This is a genomic window from Marinobacter sp. UBA3604 (assembly GCF_002375325.1).
GTDB classification, from domain to species: Bacteria; Pseudomonadota; Gammaproteobacteria; order Pseudomonadales; family Oleiphilaceae; genus Marinobacter; species Marinobacter salarius.
On sequence record NZ_DFMB01000063.1, the window covers coordinates 67846 to 88864 of the forward strand.

Consider the following 21019-nt stretch of genomic DNA (forward strand, 5'->3'; position numbering starts at 1 on the left):
ACAGGTACATTAAATCACTGTAAATTCCGCGTAAATAAGGATCCGAACGCTGGTGTTTGTCGTCAGCCTGATGCAACTTCGAATTGTGAGTTCGGTTTGAAACCGGAAGGAGAATTCAAATGAAAAAGTCGATTGCATTGATGCTTGGTCTTTCTGCAGCGCCGCTGATGGCGGTCTCCCAAAGCGCCTTCGCTGATGTCTACAAGTCAGGTGGTGGTAGCCTTTATGCGGGCCTGAACTACAGCTTTATCAATATCGAAAACGGCAGTGACGACGTTGACGTTGGTACGCTGTCCGCGAAGGTGGGTGGCCTGGTGTCGCCTTTCTTTGGGCTCGAAGCCCGTGCTGGGTTTGGCGTGGACGATGATCGCATTGGCGGCGTCGATTATTCGCTGGACAATTTCTTCGGCGGCTACGCCACGCTGAATCTGGCGAACGAATCACCCGCAACGCCTTACGTTATTTTCGGTGTAACCCGGGTTGAAGTGGAAGCGAAGTCGTTCCTGGGGACCACCACCGAGGATGAGTCGGACTTTTCCTACGGCGCTGGTGTGAATGTTGAGCTGGCACCGGAAGTGTCTGGCAACGTGGAATACATGCGTTACTATGACAAGGATGGCTCCACCGTTGACGGTCTGGGCCTGGGCGTCACCTTCAACTTCTGATCGGAGCGCTCTGCACAAAGAAACCTTGGCGGCGGAGGCCTGTTCGCCGCCGTTATTGGGAGCCAGTTTGAATCACCTTGCCCATCTTTTTCTCGCACCAGATTCTCCCAAGGTTCGTGTGGGCAGCCTGCTGGGGGACTTTGCGAGAGGCATAGTGCCGGACGAACTGCCCCGGGAAGTGAGGGTGGGGCTGCAGCATCACAGGGCGGTGGATGCGTTTACCGACCAGCATTCGCAAGTCATTGCCAGCAAGCGGTTGTTCTCCCCTCAGCGCAGACGTTTTTCGGGTGTGGCGCTGGATATCCTCTACGATCACTACCTGTTAAGAAACTGGCAACGCTTTAGTCATGTGAATTCCGATACCTTTATCGATCAGATCTATCGGGAACTCGATGAAAACGCGTCGTTGATGCCTGAGAAAATGCAAAAGGTGACTCAGCAGATCGTTCTCCACGACTGGTTCCGCTCATACCAGGACATTGACAACATTGGGTATGCTTTGGACCGGGTCGCCAATCGCATACGGTTCAGGAATGCGTTCAGCGGAATCATCGAGGAGATCAAAGCCCACGACCAGGAACTCGAACACAGGTTCCTCAGCTTTTTCCCTGAACTCAAACACTTTGCCACAAAGGATTTTGAATGTTGACGGACTCCAAGAGATACGTAGTCGCTGCGCTTTTCGCGTTCCTGATCCCCTCCATCGCCATGGCTGAGAGCAGCAGTAATGAAAACGCTGTGCCCGAGCGACTTGGCTTTGTTGAATGGCTTGTGCTCGAGGGCACGGGCCTACGCATGAAGGCCCGGCTGGACACCGGGGCCAAAACCTCTTCACTGCATGCCGTCAATGTTGAGCCGTTCATGAAAGGTGATGAAGAATGGGTCAGTTTCCAGTTGCCGCTGGCTGACCACCAGGATGAGGACGACGCCGACGGCAAGAATCTGGAAGAGGTAATTCTGGAGTTCAGCCTGCCTGTTGAGCGTACGGTTAAGATCAAGCGCAAGGGCGCACCCTCGCAGCGCCGGTTTGTGGTGGTTATGGACTTCTGCATTGCCGGTACCAGTCATAAAACTGAGTTCTCACTCACGGACCGTGGGAAGTTTTCCTATCCGGCGTTGTTGGGTCGACGGTTCATGCGCGACGACAATATCCTGATTGATTCGGCGGACGCCTTCATCGCGAAGCAGGACTGCGAGTACAAAAATCTGGCCGATGTTGCTGAAGAGCACGCTGGGTGAGTTGTTTGTAAAGTCTGCGTATAGACAAAATGTATATATAAGTCTACAATGATACCAAGTATTAAGTGGGCGAAAGCCTGAAAAACAGTGGTGTCCGCTATGAGTAACGCGCAGAAACTTGCAACCGTCCAAAAGAACAACGTCTCCGGCGTTGGCCTTAAAACCGTGTTTAATATTCTGGACCGTTGGGGCTGTACTCCCGAGCAGGTACAGAAAATCCTTCAGATTTCCCGCCCGGCGTACTACAAGTATCGTAAAGCGCCGGAGCAGGCGAGCCTGACCCATGACCAGATTGAACGTCTCAGTTATCTGGTCAACATCCATGGCTGCCTGCGGATGATCTTCGAGAACCCGAAGAACGTTTACGGCTTTATGGCCCTGAAAAACGACAATCCGTACTTCAACGGCAAAAGTCCCCTTGAGATTATCAGTACGGGCCAGTTTGCTGCTTTGTATGAAACGTTCAGGCGTATCGATGTATTGCGCGGGGGGCTCTGGTGAGTCAGGAACAGCCGCCAACGATCACACCCGAGAGCATTACCGGGTTTCGCCTGATCAACTCGAGGTTTCCGCCCATCAGCCTGTTTGATGATGTGGCGGACGAAGATGAGTTTGATGCGCTCTACGAACTTCAAGCGCTCACCAACCCCCGTCTTCAGACCGAGTTGGGTAATCTCAACCTGATCCGCAAAGCGGAGATCCCGTTCGGAATCCCTGGCTGCTCCTACGCCACCGGCCCGTTTACCCATGTAAACCCCGAAGGCAGCCGCTTCAGCGATGGCCAGTACGGTGTTCTGTATATGGGGGAGAGCATCGATACAGCAATAGCGGAGGTGGCCTATCACCAGTCACGCTACTGGCAGGGCGTTCACGGTTTGGACTACGACCGGCTGGTGTTCCGGGGGCTAAAGTGCAAGGTGGGGACGATGACCCTGCACGACGCCACGACCCTCTCCTTTGGGGACGCCATCTACGATGCTGACAGCTACGCGGCTTCACGGAGTTATGGTCGCAGGCTCTACAGGGCAGGCTCGGAAGGGCTTCGGTATCACTCTGTTCGAAAACCCGGCGATACCTGCTGGGGATTATTCACTCCCAGGCACGTCCGCAGTGTTATCCAGACGGCGCATTTCGAGTTTATCTGGAACGGTGAGCAAATCAGCTCGGTTAACAAATTCACCAAGGCGTGAGAATACCGTTACGGTTTCCATTCACTGACGATCAAATCGAACAGTGCCCGCAATTCTGAACGTTCATAGTTTCGCACGCCGCATATCAGATTGAGGTTGGTGATCATCTCCGGATCATCAAAAATACGCACCCCTCCGCGGCTCTGTGATTGTTCCGCGAACTCCCGCTCCACAAGCCCAAACCCCATGCCGGATTTGACCATAACCACCGTGGAATACTCGTCGTCGGAACTGGTGGCCGCGTCGGAGAGGCTTGCCTGAGGGCCAAGCAGGTCCTTCATGAAATCAAAAAACGGGCAGTCCCGGTTGGGCCAGACCCAGGGCAGGCGCCGACGTGACTCGAAGTCGGCTGGTAGGGTGTCGAACTCCGTATCCGCAGGGCCAACAACGGAAATACGTACTGGCGTGAGTGGCACCACCTTCAGCCTCGGGTCCTCGCAGTTGCCATAGACATACCCCAGATCCAGCTCTTCCGAAAGCACTTGCTCGACAATCTGGGTTGACGCCCGGGTTTTCATTTCCAGGTTGAGGTGAGGGAGAGCGTCCGTCTTCCGGCGAAGCACTTCGTCTACACGAAGGTATTCAGGCGGAGAGTTCAGTCCAAGGCGGAGTGTTGCGTGGGGCACCGAACGCAAGGAAAGCGCAGTGTTACGCACATCTTCCACGGCGGTAAACACCTGGCGAACGGGCATGAGCAAGCGCTCGCCAGCCGCGGTCAGGGACATTCCCTGTTTACTGCGCTCGAACAGCAGAACCTCGAACTCTTCCTCAAGCTGGCGAAGGTGCTCGCTCACCGCAGACGGTGTCGAATGACGACGAGCGGCCGCGCGAGTCAGATTGGCCTCTTCAGCCACCAGAAGAAAAGACTTGAGCCTGTCCAGCTTTATGTTCATATTTTTCGAACACCGGGTTCAAATAATGTCGATGGACGACCTGGTACGGCGGGTCGAGAATGGTTTCATTGTAGTCATCGTTCATATTTAAAGGAAGATGAAAATGAAAGCCATCCTCGTCAATCAAACACTCAGACAAGCACCATCGATTGCATGTGTTCCCTCAAGGAGCGCTTTCATGAGGCGAGCCATCGCTGCTATCAAACGCTATGCGGGACGTTGGAGTCGCCGGTACCAATTGCGGCAGTCGCTGTATGAAATGGACACCAGACTGGTCGAAAAAGACATAGGGTTGCCTCACGGCAGTCTGGTAGAGGAAGCGCACAAGCCATTCTGGCGGGAGTAGTCGTCACGCTGATCCCTTTCCCCAGGGCTCAGCGATGCGTCTTCCAGAACGGGCTGTGTGCCTCTCGTAGCAGCTGAGCTCTGGTTGTTCCGATGTCCCATGCCAAACGATCCAGCTCTCTCACCGGCATTCCCCGCAGGCGTCTTCTTAGGCGTGTGCGGGTTTTTTGGTTCTCAATATAGTGTTTGAGTGTGCGAAACAGGACTTTGTCGATGTTCATATTCCACCTCCGGTGCTTGATAAAATTCTATTGGACCGGTGTTGGCGGAACAGACACAGAACGGTGCTATTGGGGGAGTACAGTTTTAAGATACAGTTGACGCCAGCGAAACGGGTGCTAACCTTCCGTAGGTGCCGGGCTCCCATATAATTCAATTTTCAACATGACTACTTGTTTCGTGGCCGACTCGTGAGGGATCACCTGAAATATTCTATTCCCCTAGTTCTCAGCCTGTGTCTCAGCCTGGCGTCGGCGCATGCTTCCATACGCTCGGAATATGAAGTCAAAGCGGCGTTCCTCTACAACTTCACACGTTTTATTACCTGGTCAAATGGAGCAACCGCTTCCGATCCTCTTGATGTGTGCATCTACGGCGATGACCCCTTCGGCAACCTGCTTGACCCCATGCAAGGTCGTAAATCCCAGGGCAGGGCGCTTCAGCTTCGATACCCCAACGTTCCGGCCGATATCGCGGGATGCGACGTACTTTATATAGGGCAGTCCCAGTCCAGAAATGTCGACGAACTGCTCGAAATGGCCGAGAGCCACGAAGGCATACTGACAGTGAGTGATTTGCCAGACTTCATTCGCAAGGGCGGGATTGTCGGTTACGTGAAGCAGGGTAATGTTATTCGCTTCGAAATCAGCCTGAAAGCCGCAATGGAAGCGGGCCTGACCATTAACTCCAGGCTTCTGGAACTGGCGGTGAGGGTTCTGAGATGATGGGGCGGTGGCGATACTGGCGACTGAAAACCAAACTGCTATTCCTTACGTTGTTCACCAGCGCACTTGGCATCACCCTGGTCTGCGCGAGCCTCATCTTTGTTGAGAACCAGAATTACCGGAAACAGCTCGAATCCGAGCTTCATGTCATCGCCGGCATCCTGGCGGAGCAGTCCGCTGCTGCCCTGGTGTTCGAGGACAACGAGCAGCTGAGCAGTATTATCACCAGCCTCAAGCGTATCGACACTATTCGGCAGGCCTGTGTCTACAACCAGCAAGGGGACGTGATGACGTCTCTTTCAGGCCGGCCACAGGGGCAATGCCCATCGGTTGGTTCGTCGTTGGAAGTAGGGTTCGTCGGGGACGTCTATCAGTTACTGATGCCGGTCACGCTGGACAACGAAGTGGTCGGGCAGCTTTTCCTCTCATCACACCTTGAAGTTTTGCGGGGCCATATCCGGACCTTTGTATCCGTAGCCTCCGGTATCGGGGCGGTGATCCTCATCGCGCTGGTATTCCTGGCGCTCAGGTTACAGAGAATCGTCTCCGAACCCATTCTCAAGCTTTCGGAGACGGCCGAGCGCATCGCCCAGGATCACGACTATTCCATTCGTGCGCCGGTTTCCGGCACCGACGAACTCGGGCGCCTGGGTAACACCTTCAACGAGATGATCAGCACCATCCAGCAACAGAACCGCCGCATCCTGGAAAGCCGTGACAGCCTGGAGCGCATCGTCGAGGCCAGGACCTCCGAGCTGAGCATGGCCAACCGTGAACTGGAGGCGTTCAGTTACTCGGTCTCCCATGACCTCAGGCAGCCCCTGAGAGCCGTTGAAGGGTTTGGGCAAGCCCTGGAAGAGGATTGTGGCGATCAGTTGAATGAGATCGGTAAGGATTACCTGAAGCGAATCCGCGCGGCCAGTGTACGGATGGCAGGGCTGATCGATGGGTTGCTTGTTCTGTCCCGCGTCAGCCGACAGTCCATGGAAAATCAGACGATAGACTTGAGCCAGATGTTGGAAGAAATTGCGGAAGAACTGCAAGACATCAGCGATGAAGTGCCAACGGAAATTCTCATACAGCCGGGTATGTGGGTTGTAGGCGACAGCCGAATGCTGCGTGTTGCCTTCCAGAACCTGATGGCGAACGCCTGGAAATACAGCGCCAAAGAAGAAAAACGAATTGTCGAAGTGTTGTCTCGAAGAGAAGGGCGCTGGGTTGCTATTGAGGTTCGTGACAACGGTGTCGGCTTCGATATGAGGTATATCGACAAACTGTTTGTGGCATTCAATCGACTTCATACGCCGTCGGAGTTCGGCGGCACAGGTATTGGCCTGGCGACCGTATACCGCGTTGTTCGCCGGCACCATGGCGATATTTCCGCTACGTCGCAACTGGGTGAGGGGGCAAGTTTTGTCGTGAAGTTGCCTGTTTCGGGAGATCAGGACTAGACTGTAGTCAGATTCAACCTATTAATGCAATTCATTGAAAGGGCAAATAAAATCATGGATGGCCATTCAATCCTTGTGGTTGAAGACAACCCGGATGATCAGGTTCTGGCAGTGCGAGCCCTCAAGAGTGCGAGCGAAAACAGCCCTGTCATCGTAAAAGAAGACGGGCAGGAAGCCCTGGACTTCCTGTTTGGCAACGATGCCAGGCAGCCGTGTAAAGATCTGGATTCGCTCGGTCTTGTTTTGCTTGATGTGAAGCTTCCCAAGGTCAGTGGCCTGGAGGTCCTGAAAGGTATTCGGTCCTCGCCACTGACCAACTGGCTGCCAGTCGTTATGGTTACATCCTCCGATGAGCCGGCAGACCTGTTGAATGCATACCGTCTGGGTGCCAACAGCTTTATCACCAAGTCGATCAATTATCGGGAGTTTACGGAACAAATGAAGTTGCTTGCCCGCTATTGGCTTTTTGTCAATAAAGTGCCCAAGGCAGGTGCGGTTCGCTCGTTATAAAAAGGTAAGGCCATTGACAGACACAGCCAGCCCTCTACGGATGTTGATCGTCGAAGATTCAGAAGACGATGCGCTGCTTCTACTGCGAGAGATGCGCAAAGGAGGCATAGCCCCCTATCATGAGTTGGTAGACAGCGAAGACCGTCTGTCCTATGCCCTTCGCCGGGGTAAGTGGGATATCGTCATTACCGACCACAACATGCCCGGCTTCTCTTCGTTCAGGGTATTGGAGCTGACCAAGAAGTACTGCAAGGACCTGCCAGTAATCATCGTATCCGGAACGATCGGGGAGGGCGTTGCCGTTACCGCCATGAAAGCCGGTGCGCAGGATTACATCATGAAGGACAACCTGTCCCGGTTGATTCCTGCCATTGATCGGGAAGTACGTGAAGGATTCATGCGCCAGGCCAAGCGTGTTGCCGAGAATGCTCTGGAGCATATGGCTTATCATGACAGCCTGACTGATCTTGTGAACCGCCGGGAATTCGAGCGGCGGCTGGTGCAGGCGCTCGAAGACACCCATAAAACCGGCCGTCATCATGTACTGCTCTATCTTGACCTTGACCAGTTCAAGATCATAAACGACACCTGTGGTCATGTGGCTGGGGATTACTTGCTTAAGCAGGTCGCCGCATTGCTGTCACTTCAAATTCGCTCTGATGATACCCTGGCTCGCCTCGGCGGCGACGAATTTGGAGTACTGCTGCGCGGTTGCGACGCGGTTCATGCACACAAGGTCGCTGAAAAGCTGTGTGAAGAGGTCCATGAATTCCGCTTTGTTTGGCAGAACAAGCCGTTCTCGGTGTCGCTCAGCATCGGTATGGTTGTGATCAACGAAAACTACAACAGTGCTGGTGAACTTCTTAGCCATGCCGACCTGGCCTGCTACGCCGCCAAGGATCGGGGACGCAATAACGTCCAGCTTTACGAAACCGATGACAGTGATATGCAGCAACGTCAGCGGGATATGAACTGGACCAGCCGAATTCAGCAGGCTCTCCAAAATAACAGTTTCTGCCTATGGCAGCAGGAAATGGTTGCCCTTCAGCCAGAAGCCAACGACGGTTATCGAACCGAATTTCTGGTCCGCCTGAACGAAGGTGATGACATCGTGCCCCCTGGTGCCTTCATTCCTGCGGCGGAACGCTTCAACTTGATGACACGAGTTGATCGAAAGGTCATCGAACTGGCATTCGACTACCTTGATCGCACGGGGCTCGGGCGTGAGAGCACAGGAACATTCTTTATTAATCTGTCTGGAAGCTCGTTTAACGAGCCAGAACTGTTTCTGTACATCAGCCAGTTAGCGGAGCGGTACAAGCTGATTCCCGAACGTATCTGCTTTGAAATTACTGAAACTTCCGCCATTGCCAATCTGAACGCGACTCAGAGGTTCATCAATTCCGCCAAAAGAAGAGGGTTCAAATTCGCGCTTGATGATTTCGGTGCGGGCATGAGTTCGTTCTCCTATCTGAAAGCCCTGCCAGTGGACTACCTGAAAATTGATGGTGGTTTCGTCCGCAACCTGCTGGACGACCCAATCGATTTGTCGATAGTCGATGCGTGCAACCGGATTGGCCACTCCGCAGGACTCAAGACGGTTGCCGAGTTCGTGGAGAACGATGAGGTGAGAGCCCGTCTGGTTGAACTGGGCCTCGACTTCGCCCAGGGATATGGGATTTCCATGCCTCGACCGCTGGAATAGCTACCTCTCCGCCTTTGTTCACACTTCAATAATGGACGTAACCTCCAAAAGGATTATCAATGCTCGAAAATGGTGACTTGATTATTCGCTATCTTGAGCGATTGGGAGTCGAGTATGTATTTGGGGTTCCAGGCGGGAGTATTGAGCCTTTTTACAATGCGCTTGCTCGCAGCGAAAAACGTGGCGGTATCAAAGCCGTCATCTCCAGACATGAAGCGGGCGCAGCTTTCATGGCAGAGGGATATGCTCGGGAAACAGGTCGACTAGGTGTGTGTTGCTCAACGGCAGGGCCTGGCGCAACGAATCTGATAACGGGTGTGGCGTCTGCCTATGCTGACAACATTCCTATACTTGTAATCTCAGCTCAGACGGCGCTTGATCGCTTTGGACAGGGATCTCTTCAGGAAAGTTCTTGCACCAGCGTCAATACCATGGAGATGTTTGCCCGTTGCACACGTTACAACACGTTTGTCTCACATACCGCCCAACTTGAAACCAAGCTGCTTCAGGCTGTTAGCTATGCGTTGGGAAACCAACCGGGTCCTTCGCACTTGGGTATTCCTTTGGATGTAATGAGACATCCTGTTTCCGATGACTCCAGCCATCATAACCTAAGGGCTTTTACTCACCATGATGTTGCACCAAGTCCAGACGCTATCCAGTTGTTATTGAAAGAGCTGTCATCAGCTTTAAAAGTAACCGTTGTACTAGGCGAAGGGGCTGCGGAGGCTGCGGATATTTTGATTAGCCTGGCAGAGTCGAGACATTGGCAGATGGTGACCACGCCTCGCGGCAAAGGGATCGTCGATAGCTATCATCCTCTATACCGGGGAGTTTTTGGGTTTGCCGGGCATGAAAGCGCAGCGGAAGCGCTCAAAACCAAAAACGCGGATTTGGTACTTGTGGTTGGGTCCGCTCTGGATGAAGTATCAACCTCAGGATGGGACACAACAGCCATACTCTCTGAGCGTTTAATACACGTATCCAGAAACCCTGAACACCTTACCCGATCCACAATGGCCCGATTGGTTATTCTGGGTTCGCCAAAGCTCACGCTTGCGTCTATTGCAGGCGCGCTTGGGGTTGAAACCGGCGGAGGCTTTGTCTCGACGACAGAACAACACTCTCAATTGCCTCTACAGATACGTCTAGACAACCGGACAGCATGTGAGAACGTCAGCGGTAGCATAAAGCCCCAGGCTTTGATGACCTATATGAGCAGGGTGTGCCCCTCAAACGCTAGGGTGCTGATGGACAGCGGCAACAGCTTCCTCTGGGGGATTCACCATTGGAATATTCGCCGCTATGAACATCAGGATCCTTCCAAGAAGTATTTCCATATTGGTATTGGATTTTCTTCAATGGGGTGGGCGATAGGGGCTTCGGTCGGAGTAGCAGCTGCTGTAAAGAACACACCGGTCATATGTTTTACAGGTGATGGTAGCTATCTAATGGCTGGTCAGGAAATCACCACTGCATTGCAGGAGAATCTGAACCTGCTCATGGTTGTACTGAATGATTCCTCACTGGGTATGGTTAGGCATGGGCAGGGACTTAGCGGAGGGGAATCCATCGGGAACAGCCTTCCGGATATTAATTTCGCTGACATGGCCAAGGCTATGGGAATTGAATCGTATCGCGTTGAAACAATGGAAGAGCTTTTCTCAGTGAATCTACATGCCATATTAGCTAAAACCGGACCTTGTTTGCTCGACGTAGTCGTCGACAGAGATGAAATACCGCCCATGGGGTCTAGGATGAAGGTATTGACTGGTTCCATATAAGAGAGCACTTATGACCTCAGATTACGTATATCACTCCAATTTTTGGATGGAAGAACCCGAGGACTCGAATCCTTTCGCAGCCAAGCACTGTTTCTGTTCTGGATACGATGTTTACGGGCAGGTCGTCCCCAATGCAAGCTGGTTTGAATATCTATTGCTCTTATTTTGTGGCGAAAGGCCAACCAGGGAAGAGGCTCTCTTGATCGAAAAGTTGGCCATTGTCCTGGCCAACCCAGGACCGAGAGAGGCCAGTGTCAGAGCGGCAATGAATGCAGGCGTAGCGGGAACAAACCACAGCTCTGCGTTAATGGCAGCACTTGCGGTAGGTGCAGGACAATACGGAGGAGCCCAGGAAGTTGCGATTTCAGTCAGGCTCTGGCGCGATTGTGGTCAGAATATCGAAAAGTGGAAAGAGCGACTATTTCACCCTGAGGAAGACGAACGGGCTGACATCTGGCTTCCGATGGAACACGCACCGGGGTTTGACCCAAATGGAGAGTCTCTTCCTACGCATCTCCGTCAAGCACTCGACTATCTCGTTAAACTTGCTCCGAGTGATGGCGCGCTTCGTTGGCTGCATGCTCATCGTCCCGAGCTTGAAGCGACCGTTGGTTATCCGCTTGCGATCAGTGGGATAGCGGCGGCCACGTTTGTTGATCTGAATCTGAATGAGGATCAAGCAAGTATGCTTTATCTTATGTTGCGGCTTCCTGGGGCTGCAGCACATGCAATTGAGCAAAAAAATATGGGTTGGAAGAAGTTTCCATTTTATGGTCCTGCTATCGAGTTAGTATCCGATCCCGGGCCAGTTACGTCCAACCCCGGCAAAGGGGGCGTAAGCTAATGGGTTACAAGCACCTACTAAATACTGAAAGTCACTGGGTAACCCGAAAAGGTAAGGCGTTTTTGTCGGACCGTGTGGTGATGCATGGCAAGGACCTGCATAAAGAATTGTGCAACTACAACTGGATACATTTGTACCTTTACGCCGTGCTCGGGCGGGATCCTGGTGAGAACGTCGCGAAAATGATTAATTATTACTGGGTTTCTTCAAGTTATGCGGACCCATCTATTTGGCCAAATCATGTTACCGCTCTAGCAGGTACCGTTAGATCGACTGCCTCATTGGCGTTAATGGCCGGCTTGAGTATTTCGGAAGCATCACTCTATGGCCGCAGACCTGAAGTGCGGGCCCTTGATTTCTTCTATAGGGCAGGGCGGTGGTGCGATGACGGTGGACAACTAATAGACTTCGTTGATCAAGAGAAAGCCAAGGGACGGATTTTGTATGGTTACGGACGCCCATTAGCAAAAACTGACGAGAGAATTTTTTACACTCTGGAAAAAGCAAAGGAACTTGGATTGGCCGATGGTCGTCATTTGAAGATGGCTCTCGACGTCCAGCGGCATCTAGAAGAAAAACATGGTTATGCTATGAATGTCGCGGCGGTCCATGCCGGACTGGCTGCTGATATGGGGTTAACCTGCCAAGAGTATCAATTGATTCTCAGCCCTGGTTTTGTTACCGGTATGGCGCCTTGCTATCAAGATGCGAGAGATAATCCAGAAGGTAGCTTTTTCCCTGTGCGCTGCAGCAGTGTCAAATATGGGGGCCCTGAAAAGAGAGATTGGTCTACGGATCAGGTGGCACCTTAGAATTGATACCTTAGTTCCGCTACGAACTGCCGGCCCGGCATTGGGAAGTCATTAGGGATTTCTGGTGCCGGGTCCGCATAAGGACTGGGATCTCTTACATCCTGATCAAACAAATTTTTCACCGCGACGGAAAATGCCCAGTCCGGCAATAGGTCAACGGCCCTTAGGTTGATATCGACGGTCGTGTAGTCATCCACCGGAGGGCGGGTATCATTTGCGGTTCTCTTTTGCTCGCCTACCCAGTTTACCTGGGTGACGAAGCGCCAGTGTGTTGTTACGTTCCAATCCAAGCGTGCATAAATTTGGTGATTTGGTGCTTCGCCTACATCATCATCACTTTGCTTATCGATTGATTTCTGGTACGCGTAGTTTGCTGAAAGCTTTACTTCGTCGAGGGGAGCGTAGGTTAGTTCGAACTCTCCACCATGCCCCTTTCTTTCTCCAGAGTTGCGATACTCTTGCGAAATTGGACCAGTGACCGGGACGGCAGTTATCAGGTCATCTATCTCATAGTAAAAGAGATTAACGCCGTATACGAATTGTGTATTTAACTGGTGGGTTAAACCGATTTCAAAGGTATCTATATTTTCCGCGTCCAAGTCACTGTTGCCTGCCGTTACAGGGTTATTCGCTACATAAAGCTCATTCAGTGATGGTGCTCGAAAAGCCCGTCCGTACAAAAATTTAGTAGTGATGGAATCGGTTGTTGCCCATATTAAAGCCGTTCGTGGGTTTATCGTGCTTCCAAAATCAGAGTAGTCGTCAAAACGGATACCACTAACCAGTTGCCAGTTTTGTGCAAACTGCCATTCGTCCTGAACAAAAACATAATAGCTAGTTCGGTCCTCTTCCGGCATCCAGACTTCACTTGGACTATCGGACACATCAACTACACTGCCACGTGGACTAAAATCTGAATTAAAGTTCTTGCTTTCCGTGACGTCGTAAAGATCAGCCCAAAGTGTACCTATACCTGTCTGTAGTCGATGGTTTTGAAGTCCACGATAAACTGCACTGAGATCTAGCCGCACCTGATGTTCTTTGTATCCCGGACTACCAATCAAACCATTGGGGAAAGCCCCGTCGAATGCACCAGGGGGGTAAAGTATGATGTTGTTCTCAGGCTCTTGAGTGATGTTGAAGTAAGAAACCCTGGCCTCCAAATCAAGGCCTTCGGTGAGATCGGCCCATCGATAGCTATAATCCGCATTCAACCTTCGCGACGAATACTCTCCTTCTGGGTCCAACGCTTGTGCAACTCCGGGACCCGTCTCGATGTTGCTCCGATCTTGTAAGCCAGCTCTAAAAGTCCATTGCTCGGCGCCCACTTCAAACCTGGCGTCGAGTCGGTCTACCCCTGTATTTACAGGGCCCGGCGCCAGGGAGGCAGACGTACCGAACGTTTCGTCGAAGTTCGTTTGAGCATCTCGTTCGATAATGTCATCCCAGCCGTCGGTTGTCTGATATTCCAGGACCATACTGACACCTAGTCCACCTACCCGATGACCTGTTTCAAGCCAGCCACCACGGGTATCGAAGCTTCCGAGTCTGCCACCTATTATTTGACCATCTATCGTTTCATGATTCTTGGTGGTGATATTGATAACACCGGAATACGCATCGGCACCATACAGAGCCGAGCCCGGCCCCCTAATCACTTCGATACGCTCGATCGCCTTAACAGGCATTCCCCCCCACGCATTACCACGATTTCCATACATCATAGTAGTGGCCGGTATTCCATTAACAAGAAGGAGCGCCTGCGGGTTGTTGCTGGAGGTAATGCCACGAAATACGTACTTCGGAGAAAAACCCTGATCAGAGTGATTCACATGGAGCCCAGGCACTGTTTCAAGTACCTGGTCCAAGTCCGTGGCGCCCATGGCTGCAATATCGTCCGCATTAATGACCGAAGTGATTGCAGCGGCCTTATCGAGAGGTGTTTCGGTTCCAGAGGCGATTGAGACAACACGAATTTGACCAAGCTCTTCCAAGGGAATGTCCCAAAGGGAATCATCCGCGGCAACAACGATGGAAGAGGTTGAATAGCAAAGAACGGCGGCTACCACCCTCGAAACCACCTTGGGGCGTAAAGCTCTGCTTAGGGGCGATAGACGTTCCTGCATGCGCAATCTCAGCACTTTGCTCTTAGCATTATTTGAAACGATTCAGTCAACGATTGCACTCCGAGACCTGCTACTGACAAACCTGGCGGTCACACTGCCAAGGATGGCACATTTCTTAGCCAAACAGCGATGAAAAATGCAAGCTGAATAGGAGTTTAGCTGCATTCATCGTATAAGCAAGTCTTAAACGGCATGGAACCTAACGATACGATCAAACTCGCATTACTCGGCAGGAGGAGGGGAGCAGGGCGCCGCCGTGGCGTCCCAGTTGACCAGTTTATCTTCCAGTATCTGCGCAGTTACTGGTGTGCTGTTCTCGGCGACCGCTTTCTCAATAATGGCTTGGTACCTCCCGTTGTTGCGCAACGTCGCTAATCCATCATTGAACGCCTGCCTGAGGCCGGCTGACTCCGCGTTAAACAGCACGTGGTAAAACGCCTTCCGGAGTGGTTTGGGATGAAACGTCAGTTGATAAGCCTGGGAAGTAAACTGGTTTCTTATCATCGCTTCACCCACAACGGGGTCCATGGGAAACAAATCAATGCGACCAAGGAGCAGCTTCTTGAAATTAGCCGCGTCAGAAGTGGTGACGTCAGCGTCGACGAGACCACTCTCAATAACATCACTGAGTGTTTCGCCGTAACTGTAATCCTGTGTCAGACCAACTTTCTTTCCTTTCAACTCTACAAGGGCTTCCCAGTCAAAAGCCTCGGCAGCGCGGTGATAGAAAACGTATTGATAGGGCAGTAAAGGAGAAGAGAACAGGAAGTCACGGCTTCTTGATTCGGTGCAAGACCAGATCGCCGAGGCCTGATATTTTCCCGATTTGGTCATTGCCAGCGCCCGCGACCAGGGAAGAAATGCAAACTCTACGTCGACACCTTCGCTTTCAAAGGATTCACGAATAATCTGGGAGACAAAACCGCCACCAGGTAGATCTTCGCTCAGGTACGGCGGCCAGTGCCCGGTGCTGATTTTGATGGTGTTCGCTCCAAGCAACGTCGGACTAAACGACATAAATATCAGAATCATTAGGTGCTGTAGGTACTGAAAGTACCGGCATCTCTTTTGGCCTTTCATTTGTCCAAAATCCCGAAATTCCTGCGTTGGAGGATCCACATTTTATACCGTCATCAAACCTCGCAAACATGACAAAGCCATGTTTCTCGCAACATTATGTAAACGACAACCTGCGAAGAACCGTCACCAAGTGTTATAGAAACGTTATGTTTGGGGAGGAACCAAAGCCGGCACCTTTTGCTCTGATCCATTAATACAGATGGCTAATCCGATGAGAGGTTCCCATGACAAAATGGTTTATTGCGTTGCTTTTCTTACTGCCGTCGTTTGCCAGCGCCGCAGAGTGGACTAGTGGAACGAGTAAAACCGACGTTGTTGAGCTGTTTACCTCAGAGGGATGCAGCAGCTGTCCTCCCGCTGATCGTTGGCTGAGCTCTTTGAAGAGCAGCCCTGAGCTGTTCAAAGAATTCGTTCCAATGGCGTTCCACGTTGACTACTGGGATTACATCGGCTGGAAAGACCCGTTCGCAAAAGCTGCTTACAGCGAACGCCAGCGGAATTATGTACGTGAAGGGCACGTTAGCCAGTCTTATACTCCGGGAATCGTTATCAACAACAAAGAATGGCGCCAATGGTTTCGAGGGCAACGAACCTGGACAGACGACACCAAACAGGTTGGGGTACTCAGGGCTAGCGCTAATGACAAACGCCGCTTTAAGGCGGAATTTGATGGCGAGAAGGCTGGCCAGTTGCATATAGCCATACTCGGTATGGGGTTAACAACATCCGTGAAAGCTGGAGAAAACCGCGGCCGGGAACTCACACACGATTTCGTGGTGTTGAAGTTAATAACAGTACCTGGAGAGAAAAGCTGGACCGTTACACTTCCAGAGTTCCCCGAAAAAGGGCAGAAACGAAATGCCATCGCGGCCTGGGTAACACCCAGCAATTCACAGACGATTCTGCAGGCAGTGGGTGGTTACGTCGATTAACGGCTAGCCGTAGTCGGTTTTTATCTTTCAGCCTGGTGATGGCTCTCTTTATAAAGCACACGAGCGAGATCTTCTGGCAAAGGCATTGGCGCAAACGGACTGACGTTCGCACGCCCGGTATTTCCAAGGGGAACCCATATGCGAGAAAACAACAATGCGGCGAACGTTCGAGTAAGCTGCCCAACGACTTCCCGCATGTCACGCGTACGCCAGCCGAGTTTGAGCATGCGAATGTGGGTCCTTGTGTGCGCCCAAGCATACTTCTGGCTCAGAATATGAGCTCGCTCAAGGTGGGCGAACGCCTTTGAAAAGTTACGCGACTCTTCAGCTTCGCACGCCGCGGTGAGTTCCACGTTATAAGCCTGTTTCAGTTCAGTTTTCATTTCAGAAATGCTCCCATTAAATCTGCGCCGTCAGTGGGTATCAAAAACCCTGTAGTAGCTGCAGAGTCAATGGTTTGAAGAAGGTGGCGTATGGGAAGAGAGGGGAATTTGACCGGGGCTGCTGTTTCTAACTTTAAAGAGCAACATACACCATTTAACATAATATACATTATGCGCAGTATGATAGAGTGTTAAGAAAGTAACATACACGCTGAGCCCAGACTCGACACTCCCGTACCCTATGCCACCACCTCAAGCACTGTCTTCCAGTTCAACACTGTCCATCTCTGGATTGGTCGGTTATTTGCAATCGCACACCGTTCCTGAATCAATTGTTTCTTTGTCTCTGATGACGACTGGGCTTTTGTGTTATGTCGTCGTGCTGTATCGCAATCTGTAAACAGGCCTAGAGCTAAATCGTTGGTGCATCGGGTGCGATTCGCTTTCCAGCAGGCCCAGCACTTCGGGCTTGAGCAGGTACTTGGGCATGGTGCCCAGGCTTTCAGCCGATAACCGCCCTCTTCCGATCCTTTCAGTATGGCGGCAAGCGCCGGTAAAACCACAAGAAACGGGGGCCGGTTGACGAACTAACGAACGCCGTCTGGAAGAAAAGGTTAGTAGGCGTCGTCCAGCTTTTCCTTTTGGGAAAACTTGCACCAAATCCTTGCCATCCTCCCGATAACCCCATAGCATCCAAAAGGTTGTAAAGGACTAAGGACAACACCGGACAAGGAAGAAGGAACAATGTCCTACCAGCTCTACGTGACGGGCGGCTATGGTTTTACCGAAGCCATCCTGCCGACGCTGCTGCACCCCTCAAATGCCGTGGATATTGCCCGGGACTATTTTACCCGTGGTTACCAGGGCCAGCATATCGACCTGCCTCCGGATGCAGATGTTTCCCATACCGGCAACCTGACCGACACACAGAAACAAACCCTGCTGGAGGACCTGCAAGAGGGGCGCCTGGTGCTGTCCAGCCGTTATGAGCCGGGCTTTGACCTGTTCACCGAAACCCAGGCCAACCCAGACACCCTGCGTAGCGACTTGCCGCCCACACTCCGGCAACGCCTCCAGCAACACTGGCCGGGCCGATCACGGGGCGGTGCCACCGCTGCCCGCTCTGACTCCCTGGCACCGGCCAATGAATCATCCGCTCCTTCACCAGAGCCCCCTGCGCCAGCAGCCCCCGTGCCGGGCGCCGGCCCTTACCGTGTCACCCTGGCCTATCGTTGGTTAGATGGAACCGGCGTGGCCGGTCTTCCCTTTACCCTGGCAACGGACGATGAGGAAATAACAGGCACGTTGGACCCAAACGGCGAAGCCCACATTGAGGGGCTTAACGGTCGGTTCGCCTTCGTCCGCCTGAGCTCGGACGCTTCTGACGACGAAGTGGGTCAGCAACGCCGGGCGATTCAGCATGCCCTGACAGAAGTACTGAAGCATGAACAACGAGAGGCCGATGCCCTGGAGCGGGAATACCAACAGATGCCTTGGCATCAGCGTATGGCCGTCAGCACCGGTGCTGCCTTCCAGGGGGGTGCGGACGCCGGTATTGGGCTCTTGCAGTTCGTTGACAGCATGGCAGACCTGGCTTCCCCCTCCCAGTCCCTGATGGACGGACTGAAGGCAGCCTGGATCGCCAGTGAGAACAGTTCAGACGCCTCCTGGTACGAGTCCTATCGGGCGAACTACAACGAGACCCGCCACAAACGCTGGGTCGAGGCCCTGGGCTTCAATCCCACGGACATCTCCCGTGAGGACGTGGCCGAAGCGTATGAGCTGACCAACCTGGTGATGGCAGACCCCATACTCCGGGAAAGCCTCAACGACTTTGTGGCCGAATACGCCAGTATCCAGCACCACACCGAGGTTACTTACTTAACCGGGGCCGTGGCCTTTGACCTGATATTGATGGCGGTGCTGGCCGTGGCAACCGGCGGTGCTGCCGCAGTGGGGGCAGCCGCAGGCAGGATTCGTCACGCGGGCCTGTTAGCGTCTTTGGGCAAGACCGTTAAGGCCTATTGTGCCGCCGTACGCAGACAGCGCCTGAGGTATCTCTGGCGGAGTACTGACCTAAAGAAGAAAAACCATCTGGAAGCCAGGGCCTCCAAGCGGGTTGAAGGTCAGGAGTTGAAGCCTGCCAAGAATGTTCCAAACAAGTTTGGTGAGGTGTACGCTAAGGCTCCAGCAGCTAAATTGGAAATCGATACAATCGCAGACGAAATCGCCGAAATGTTCGGTGGCCAAGTTGCAAAAGCACCAATCAAATCTCAAGATCGAGCTACCCAGAAAATCATGAATGATTACGATGGCGATGCGACGAAGATCAAAGACTTGGCGAGGAATACCATCATAGTCTCTCCAGAAAAAATGGACGCTGTAGCAGCGGAGTTAGCCAAGCGAGGTGCAAACGTCAAGGTAATAAATGGGACAACTGATCCATTAGGCTACAGTGGTGTTAATTCTACGATTAAAACCCAAGCTGGAATCTTTGGTGAGGTTCAAGTAAATACACCTGCGATGATCTACGCGAAGGAATCAGAGTCAGTGGCAAGGGTATTGCTCGGTGATGATTTATATACTTCCATTGCATCTAAATCCGGAATTCCTGGTGGTCAGGGCCACAAATTCTACGAGGAATGGCGGGTGCTGAGTCCAAGTAGTACTCAAGCGCAGTCAGTTTCTGAACAAAGCCAAGAGTACTATGAAGCGATAAGGAAAGCTAATGGCTATTAATAAAGGGAAGCTGTTTTCTGAAAAAGATGTGTACATAGATTATTCGTTTGAGGAAGTTATGTATCGCTGGGATCATAAAGCAGAGAAAATTCACGTTAAGTTTTATGGTGAAGATGAAAAGCCAGATCCTATCCCTCACGATAATCGCTTGTTTAATGAGGCCTTGTTGTCTGGCAAGGAAATTACTTATGAAGAGTATTTAGAAGGTAAAAGTGTTGAGTAAGCTAGATCAGGCAATAAGCGTTGCGACAAAGGCACACTTTGGACAAGTTGATAAATCTGGTCAGCCATATATTTTACATCCGCTTCGGTTGATGTTTCGGTTTGAAGCTGAAGTTGAAATGATAGTGGCAGTAATGCATGACGTAATTGAAGATAGTGACTTTACCTATGAAGATCTTAAAAACATTGGCTTTTCAAATGATGTGATGGAGGCGCTTGACTGTTTAACTAAGCGAGAGAATGAGGACTACGAGAGATTCATATTGCGAGCATCTAAAAATAGTTTGGCTAGGAAAATCAAAATAGAAGACATAAAAGATAATTTGGATTTAACTAGGCTCAATGATATCACTGAAAAAGACTTGCAAAGGGCTGAAAAGTACCATCGAGCTTTGAAGGCGTTAAGTACTTGATCAAGATGGAAACGTCAGGTTACATACTTTATGCCCGAATCCAAAACCTTAGAGACTGAAATAAGCATCAAAGAACCATTGAAAACGGTATTGAGAAAATATTGCCACATTGAGTGCTACGACCCTCAGTTGATAAGAGAAGCAATTAGCACTGGAAAGGGATTCCCGTACGACGTGAGCTTGTTTAAGACCCAGTTGCGGGAAGCAATCGACAATAGGCTTATCTCGCCGGAAGAATACGAAGAATTAACTGAAGAAGATTTCGATTCACAGGAAGATTTGCAAGCCTGGCTAGAGGAGTTTTGGTCAGAACTTCCATAAGCATGTTTGGAGAGCTGGAACTATTGGTTAGCTTTGTAGTGTAAAATTTTGTACCTACTCCCAGATACTCGTAAGCAGCCGCCGCCTTCATCACAAGATCTTCATCTCTGCAGATGAGGAGATGACAGAACGATGCTATCCCAGCGTGCGTCATGTCGCTTAATGATGCCCTGAATCGCCGCCCTTTGTGCATTTTTTAATCCCGATAATTGTAGTAGCCCCCATTTAAACCGGACACCTTGGTAGAAGCAAAGGCCTAAGCATAGACCTAGTGCAAAGGAGTGTCCAAGGTGGAGAAAATCGAAGTCATAACCGGAGTGCGGCGTCGTCGCCGGTATTCCGCGCAGGAGAAGGCATTCATGGTCGCCGAGTGTGAGCGGCCTGGTATGTCGGTATCACTTGTCGCACGACGTCATGGTAT

General features: G+C 51.7%; 23 protein-coding genes. 19 read left to right on the plus strand and 4 right to left on the minus strand.

Going from position 1 to position 21019, the window contains the following annotated elements; all coding sequences use genetic code 11:
* Positions 1–119: 119 nt before the first annotated feature.
* The 5 genes from B2590_RS18675 to B2590_RS18695 all read left to right on the plus strand — a co-directional run bounded on the left by B2590_RS18675 (position 120) and on the right by B2590_RS18695 (position 3094).
* Positions 120–665 (plus strand): porin family protein, encoded by a 546-nt coding sequence (locus tag B2590_RS18675; RefSeq protein ID WP_007152159.1) that lies wholly within the window; start codon positions 120–122, stop codon positions 663–665.
* Between the two features lie 67 nt (positions 666–732).
* The gene (locus tag B2590_RS18680; protein ID WP_127401309.1) at positions 733–1314 is read left to right on the plus strand and encodes an ACP phosphodiesterase; all 582 of its coding nucleotides are present in this window, start codon (positions 733–735) and stop codon (positions 1312–1314) included.
* A complete protein-coding gene (locus B2590_RS18685) occupies positions 1308–1904 on the plus strand; it encodes an ATP-dependent zinc protease (RefSeq protein ID WP_036207262.1) in 597 nt (198 codons plus the stop codon). The genes B2590_RS18680 and B2590_RS18685 overlap by 7 nt, the downstream gene beginning before the upstream one ends.
* A 99-nt stretch (positions 1905–2003) precedes the next feature.
* Complete coding sequence (locus tag B2590_RS18690; RefSeq protein ID WP_007152162.1) at positions 2004–2405, plus strand: antitoxin Xre-like helix-turn-helix domain-containing protein; 402 nt, start codon at positions 2004–2006, stop codon at positions 2403–2405.
* Positions 2402–3094 (plus strand): RES family NAD+ phosphorylase, encoded by a 693-nt coding sequence (locus tag B2590_RS18695; RefSeq protein ID WP_286811750.1) that lies wholly within the window; start codon positions 2402–2404, stop codon positions 3092–3094. The genes B2590_RS18690 and B2590_RS18695 overlap by 4 nt, the downstream gene beginning before the upstream one ends.
* Before the next feature lie 8 nt (positions 3095–3102).
* Here the strand turns inward: B2590_RS18695 and B2590_RS18700 are convergent, their stop codons facing one another.
* Positions 3103–3987 (minus strand): LysR family transcriptional regulator, encoded by an 885-nt coding sequence (locus B2590_RS18700; RefSeq protein ID WP_051946960.1) that lies wholly within the window; start codon positions 3985–3987, stop codon positions 3103–3105.
* 178 nt (positions 3988–4165) lie between these two features.
* On the opposite strand from B2590_RS18700, the gene B2590_RS18705 reads away from it, so the two are divergent.
* The 8 genes from B2590_RS18705 (at position 4166) to B2590_RS18740 (ending at position 12382) form a co-directional block, all read left to right on the plus strand.
* Positions 4166–4333: a DUF1127 domain-containing protein gene (locus tag B2590_RS18705; protein ID WP_156105500.1), complete on the plus strand. Its 168-nt coding sequence runs from the start codon at positions 4166–4168 to the stop codon at positions 4331–4333.
* A gap of 409 nt (positions 4334–4742) precedes the next feature.
* The gene (locus B2590_RS18710) at positions 4743–5276 is read left to right on the plus strand and encodes a YfiR family protein (protein ID WP_157665604.1); all 534 of its coding nucleotides are present in this window, start codon (positions 4743–4745) and stop codon (positions 5274–5276) included.
* Positions 5273–6727 (plus strand): ATP-binding protein, encoded by a 1455-nt coding sequence (locus tag B2590_RS18715; RefSeq protein ID WP_083637155.1) that lies wholly within the window; start codon positions 5273–5275, stop codon positions 6725–6727. The genes B2590_RS18710 and B2590_RS18715 overlap by 4 nt, the downstream gene beginning before the upstream one ends.
* Positions 6728–6781: 54 nt before the next feature.
* Complete coding sequence (locus B2590_RS18720) at positions 6782–7237, plus strand: response regulator (protein WP_036207564.1); 456 nt, start codon at positions 6782–6784, stop codon at positions 7235–7237.
* Between the two features lie 13 nt (positions 7238–7250).
* Positions 7251–8942, plus strand: a complete 1692-nt coding sequence (locus B2590_RS18725) for an EAL domain-containing protein (protein ID WP_256713542.1) — start codon at positions 7251–7253, stop codon at positions 8940–8942.
* Between the two features lie 59 nt (positions 8943–9001).
* Entirely contained in the window at positions 9002–10726 is a 1725-nt protein-coding gene (locus tag B2590_RS18730) for a thiamine pyrophosphate-binding protein (RefSeq protein ID WP_091644302.1), read from the plus strand.
* Positions 10727–10736: 10 nt separating this feature from the next.
* The gene (locus B2590_RS18735) at positions 10737–11570 is read left to right on the plus strand and encodes a citryl-CoA lyase (protein WP_036207250.1); all 834 of its coding nucleotides are present in this window, start codon (positions 10737–10739) and stop codon (positions 11568–11570) included.
* Positions 11570–12382: a citrate/2-methylcitrate synthase gene (locus B2590_RS18740; RefSeq protein ID WP_036207249.1), complete on the plus strand. Its 813-nt coding sequence runs from the start codon at positions 11570–11572 to the stop codon at positions 12380–12382. The genes B2590_RS18735 and B2590_RS18740 overlap by 1 nt, the downstream gene beginning before the upstream one ends.
* On the opposite strand, the gene B2590_RS18745 is transcribed toward B2590_RS18740, so the two are convergent.
* Together B2590_RS18745 and B2590_RS18750 are read right to left on the minus strand one after the other, a co-directional pair.
* Positions 12379–14376 (minus strand): TonB-dependent receptor plug domain-containing protein, encoded by a 1998-nt coding sequence (locus B2590_RS18745; RefSeq protein ID WP_286811751.1) that lies wholly within the window; start codon positions 14374–14376, stop codon positions 12379–12381. The genes B2590_RS18740 and B2590_RS18745 overlap by 4 nt on opposite strands.
* 354 nt (positions 14377–14730) lie before the next feature.
* Positions 14731–15525: a substrate-binding periplasmic protein gene (locus tag B2590_RS18750; protein ID WP_228712240.1), complete on the minus strand. Its 795-nt coding sequence runs from the start codon at positions 15523–15525 to the stop codon at positions 14731–14733.
* Between the two features lie 287 nt (positions 15526–15812).
* Here B2590_RS18750 and B2590_RS18755 point away from each other — a divergent pair, with 287 nt between their 5' ends.
* Complete coding sequence (locus tag B2590_RS18755; RefSeq protein ID WP_091644305.1) at positions 15813–16520, plus strand: DUF1223 domain-containing protein; 708 nt, start codon at positions 15813–15815, stop codon at positions 16518–16520.
* Between the two features lie 20 nt (positions 16521–16540).
* Here the strand turns inward: B2590_RS18755 and B2590_RS18760 are convergent, their stop codons facing one another.
* Positions 16541–16903, minus strand: a complete 363-nt coding sequence (locus B2590_RS18760; protein ID WP_007152178.1) for a DUF3703 domain-containing protein — start codon at positions 16901–16903, stop codon at positions 16541–16543.
* A gap of 744 nt (positions 16904–17647) precedes the next feature.
* On the opposite strand from B2590_RS18760, the gene B2590_RS18765 reads away from it, so the two are divergent.
* The 5 genes from B2590_RS18765 to B2590_RS18785 form a co-directional block, all read left to right on the plus strand.
* Positions 17648–19642 (plus strand): hypothetical protein, encoded by a 1995-nt coding sequence (locus B2590_RS18765; protein ID WP_075194851.1) that lies wholly within the window; start codon positions 17648–17650, stop codon positions 19640–19642.
* Positions 19632–19865 (plus strand): hypothetical protein, encoded by a 234-nt coding sequence (locus tag B2590_RS18770; RefSeq protein ID WP_036207226.1) that lies wholly within the window; start codon positions 19632–19634, stop codon positions 19863–19865. Before B2590_RS18765 ends, B2590_RS18770 begins: the two co-directional genes overlap by 11 nt.
* Positions 19858–20277 carry a GTP pyrophosphokinase gene (locus B2590_RS18775; protein WP_036207540.1) on the plus strand — a complete coding sequence of 140 codons (420 nt, stop codon included), beginning with the start codon at positions 19858–19860 and terminating at the stop codon, positions 20275–20277. The genes B2590_RS18770 and B2590_RS18775 overlap by 8 nt, the downstream gene beginning before the upstream one ends.
* A gap of 30 nt (positions 20278–20307) precedes the next feature.
* Positions 20308–20598 carry a hypothetical protein gene (locus tag B2590_RS18780; RefSeq protein ID WP_091644309.1) on the plus strand — a complete coding sequence of 97 codons (291 nt, stop codon included), beginning with the start codon at positions 20308–20310 and terminating at the stop codon, positions 20596–20598.
* Positions 20599–20888: 290 nt separating this feature from the next.
* The coding region (locus tag B2590_RS18785; protein ID WP_286811753.1) for a transposase at positions 20889–21019 on the plus strand (131 nt) is incomplete at its 3' end.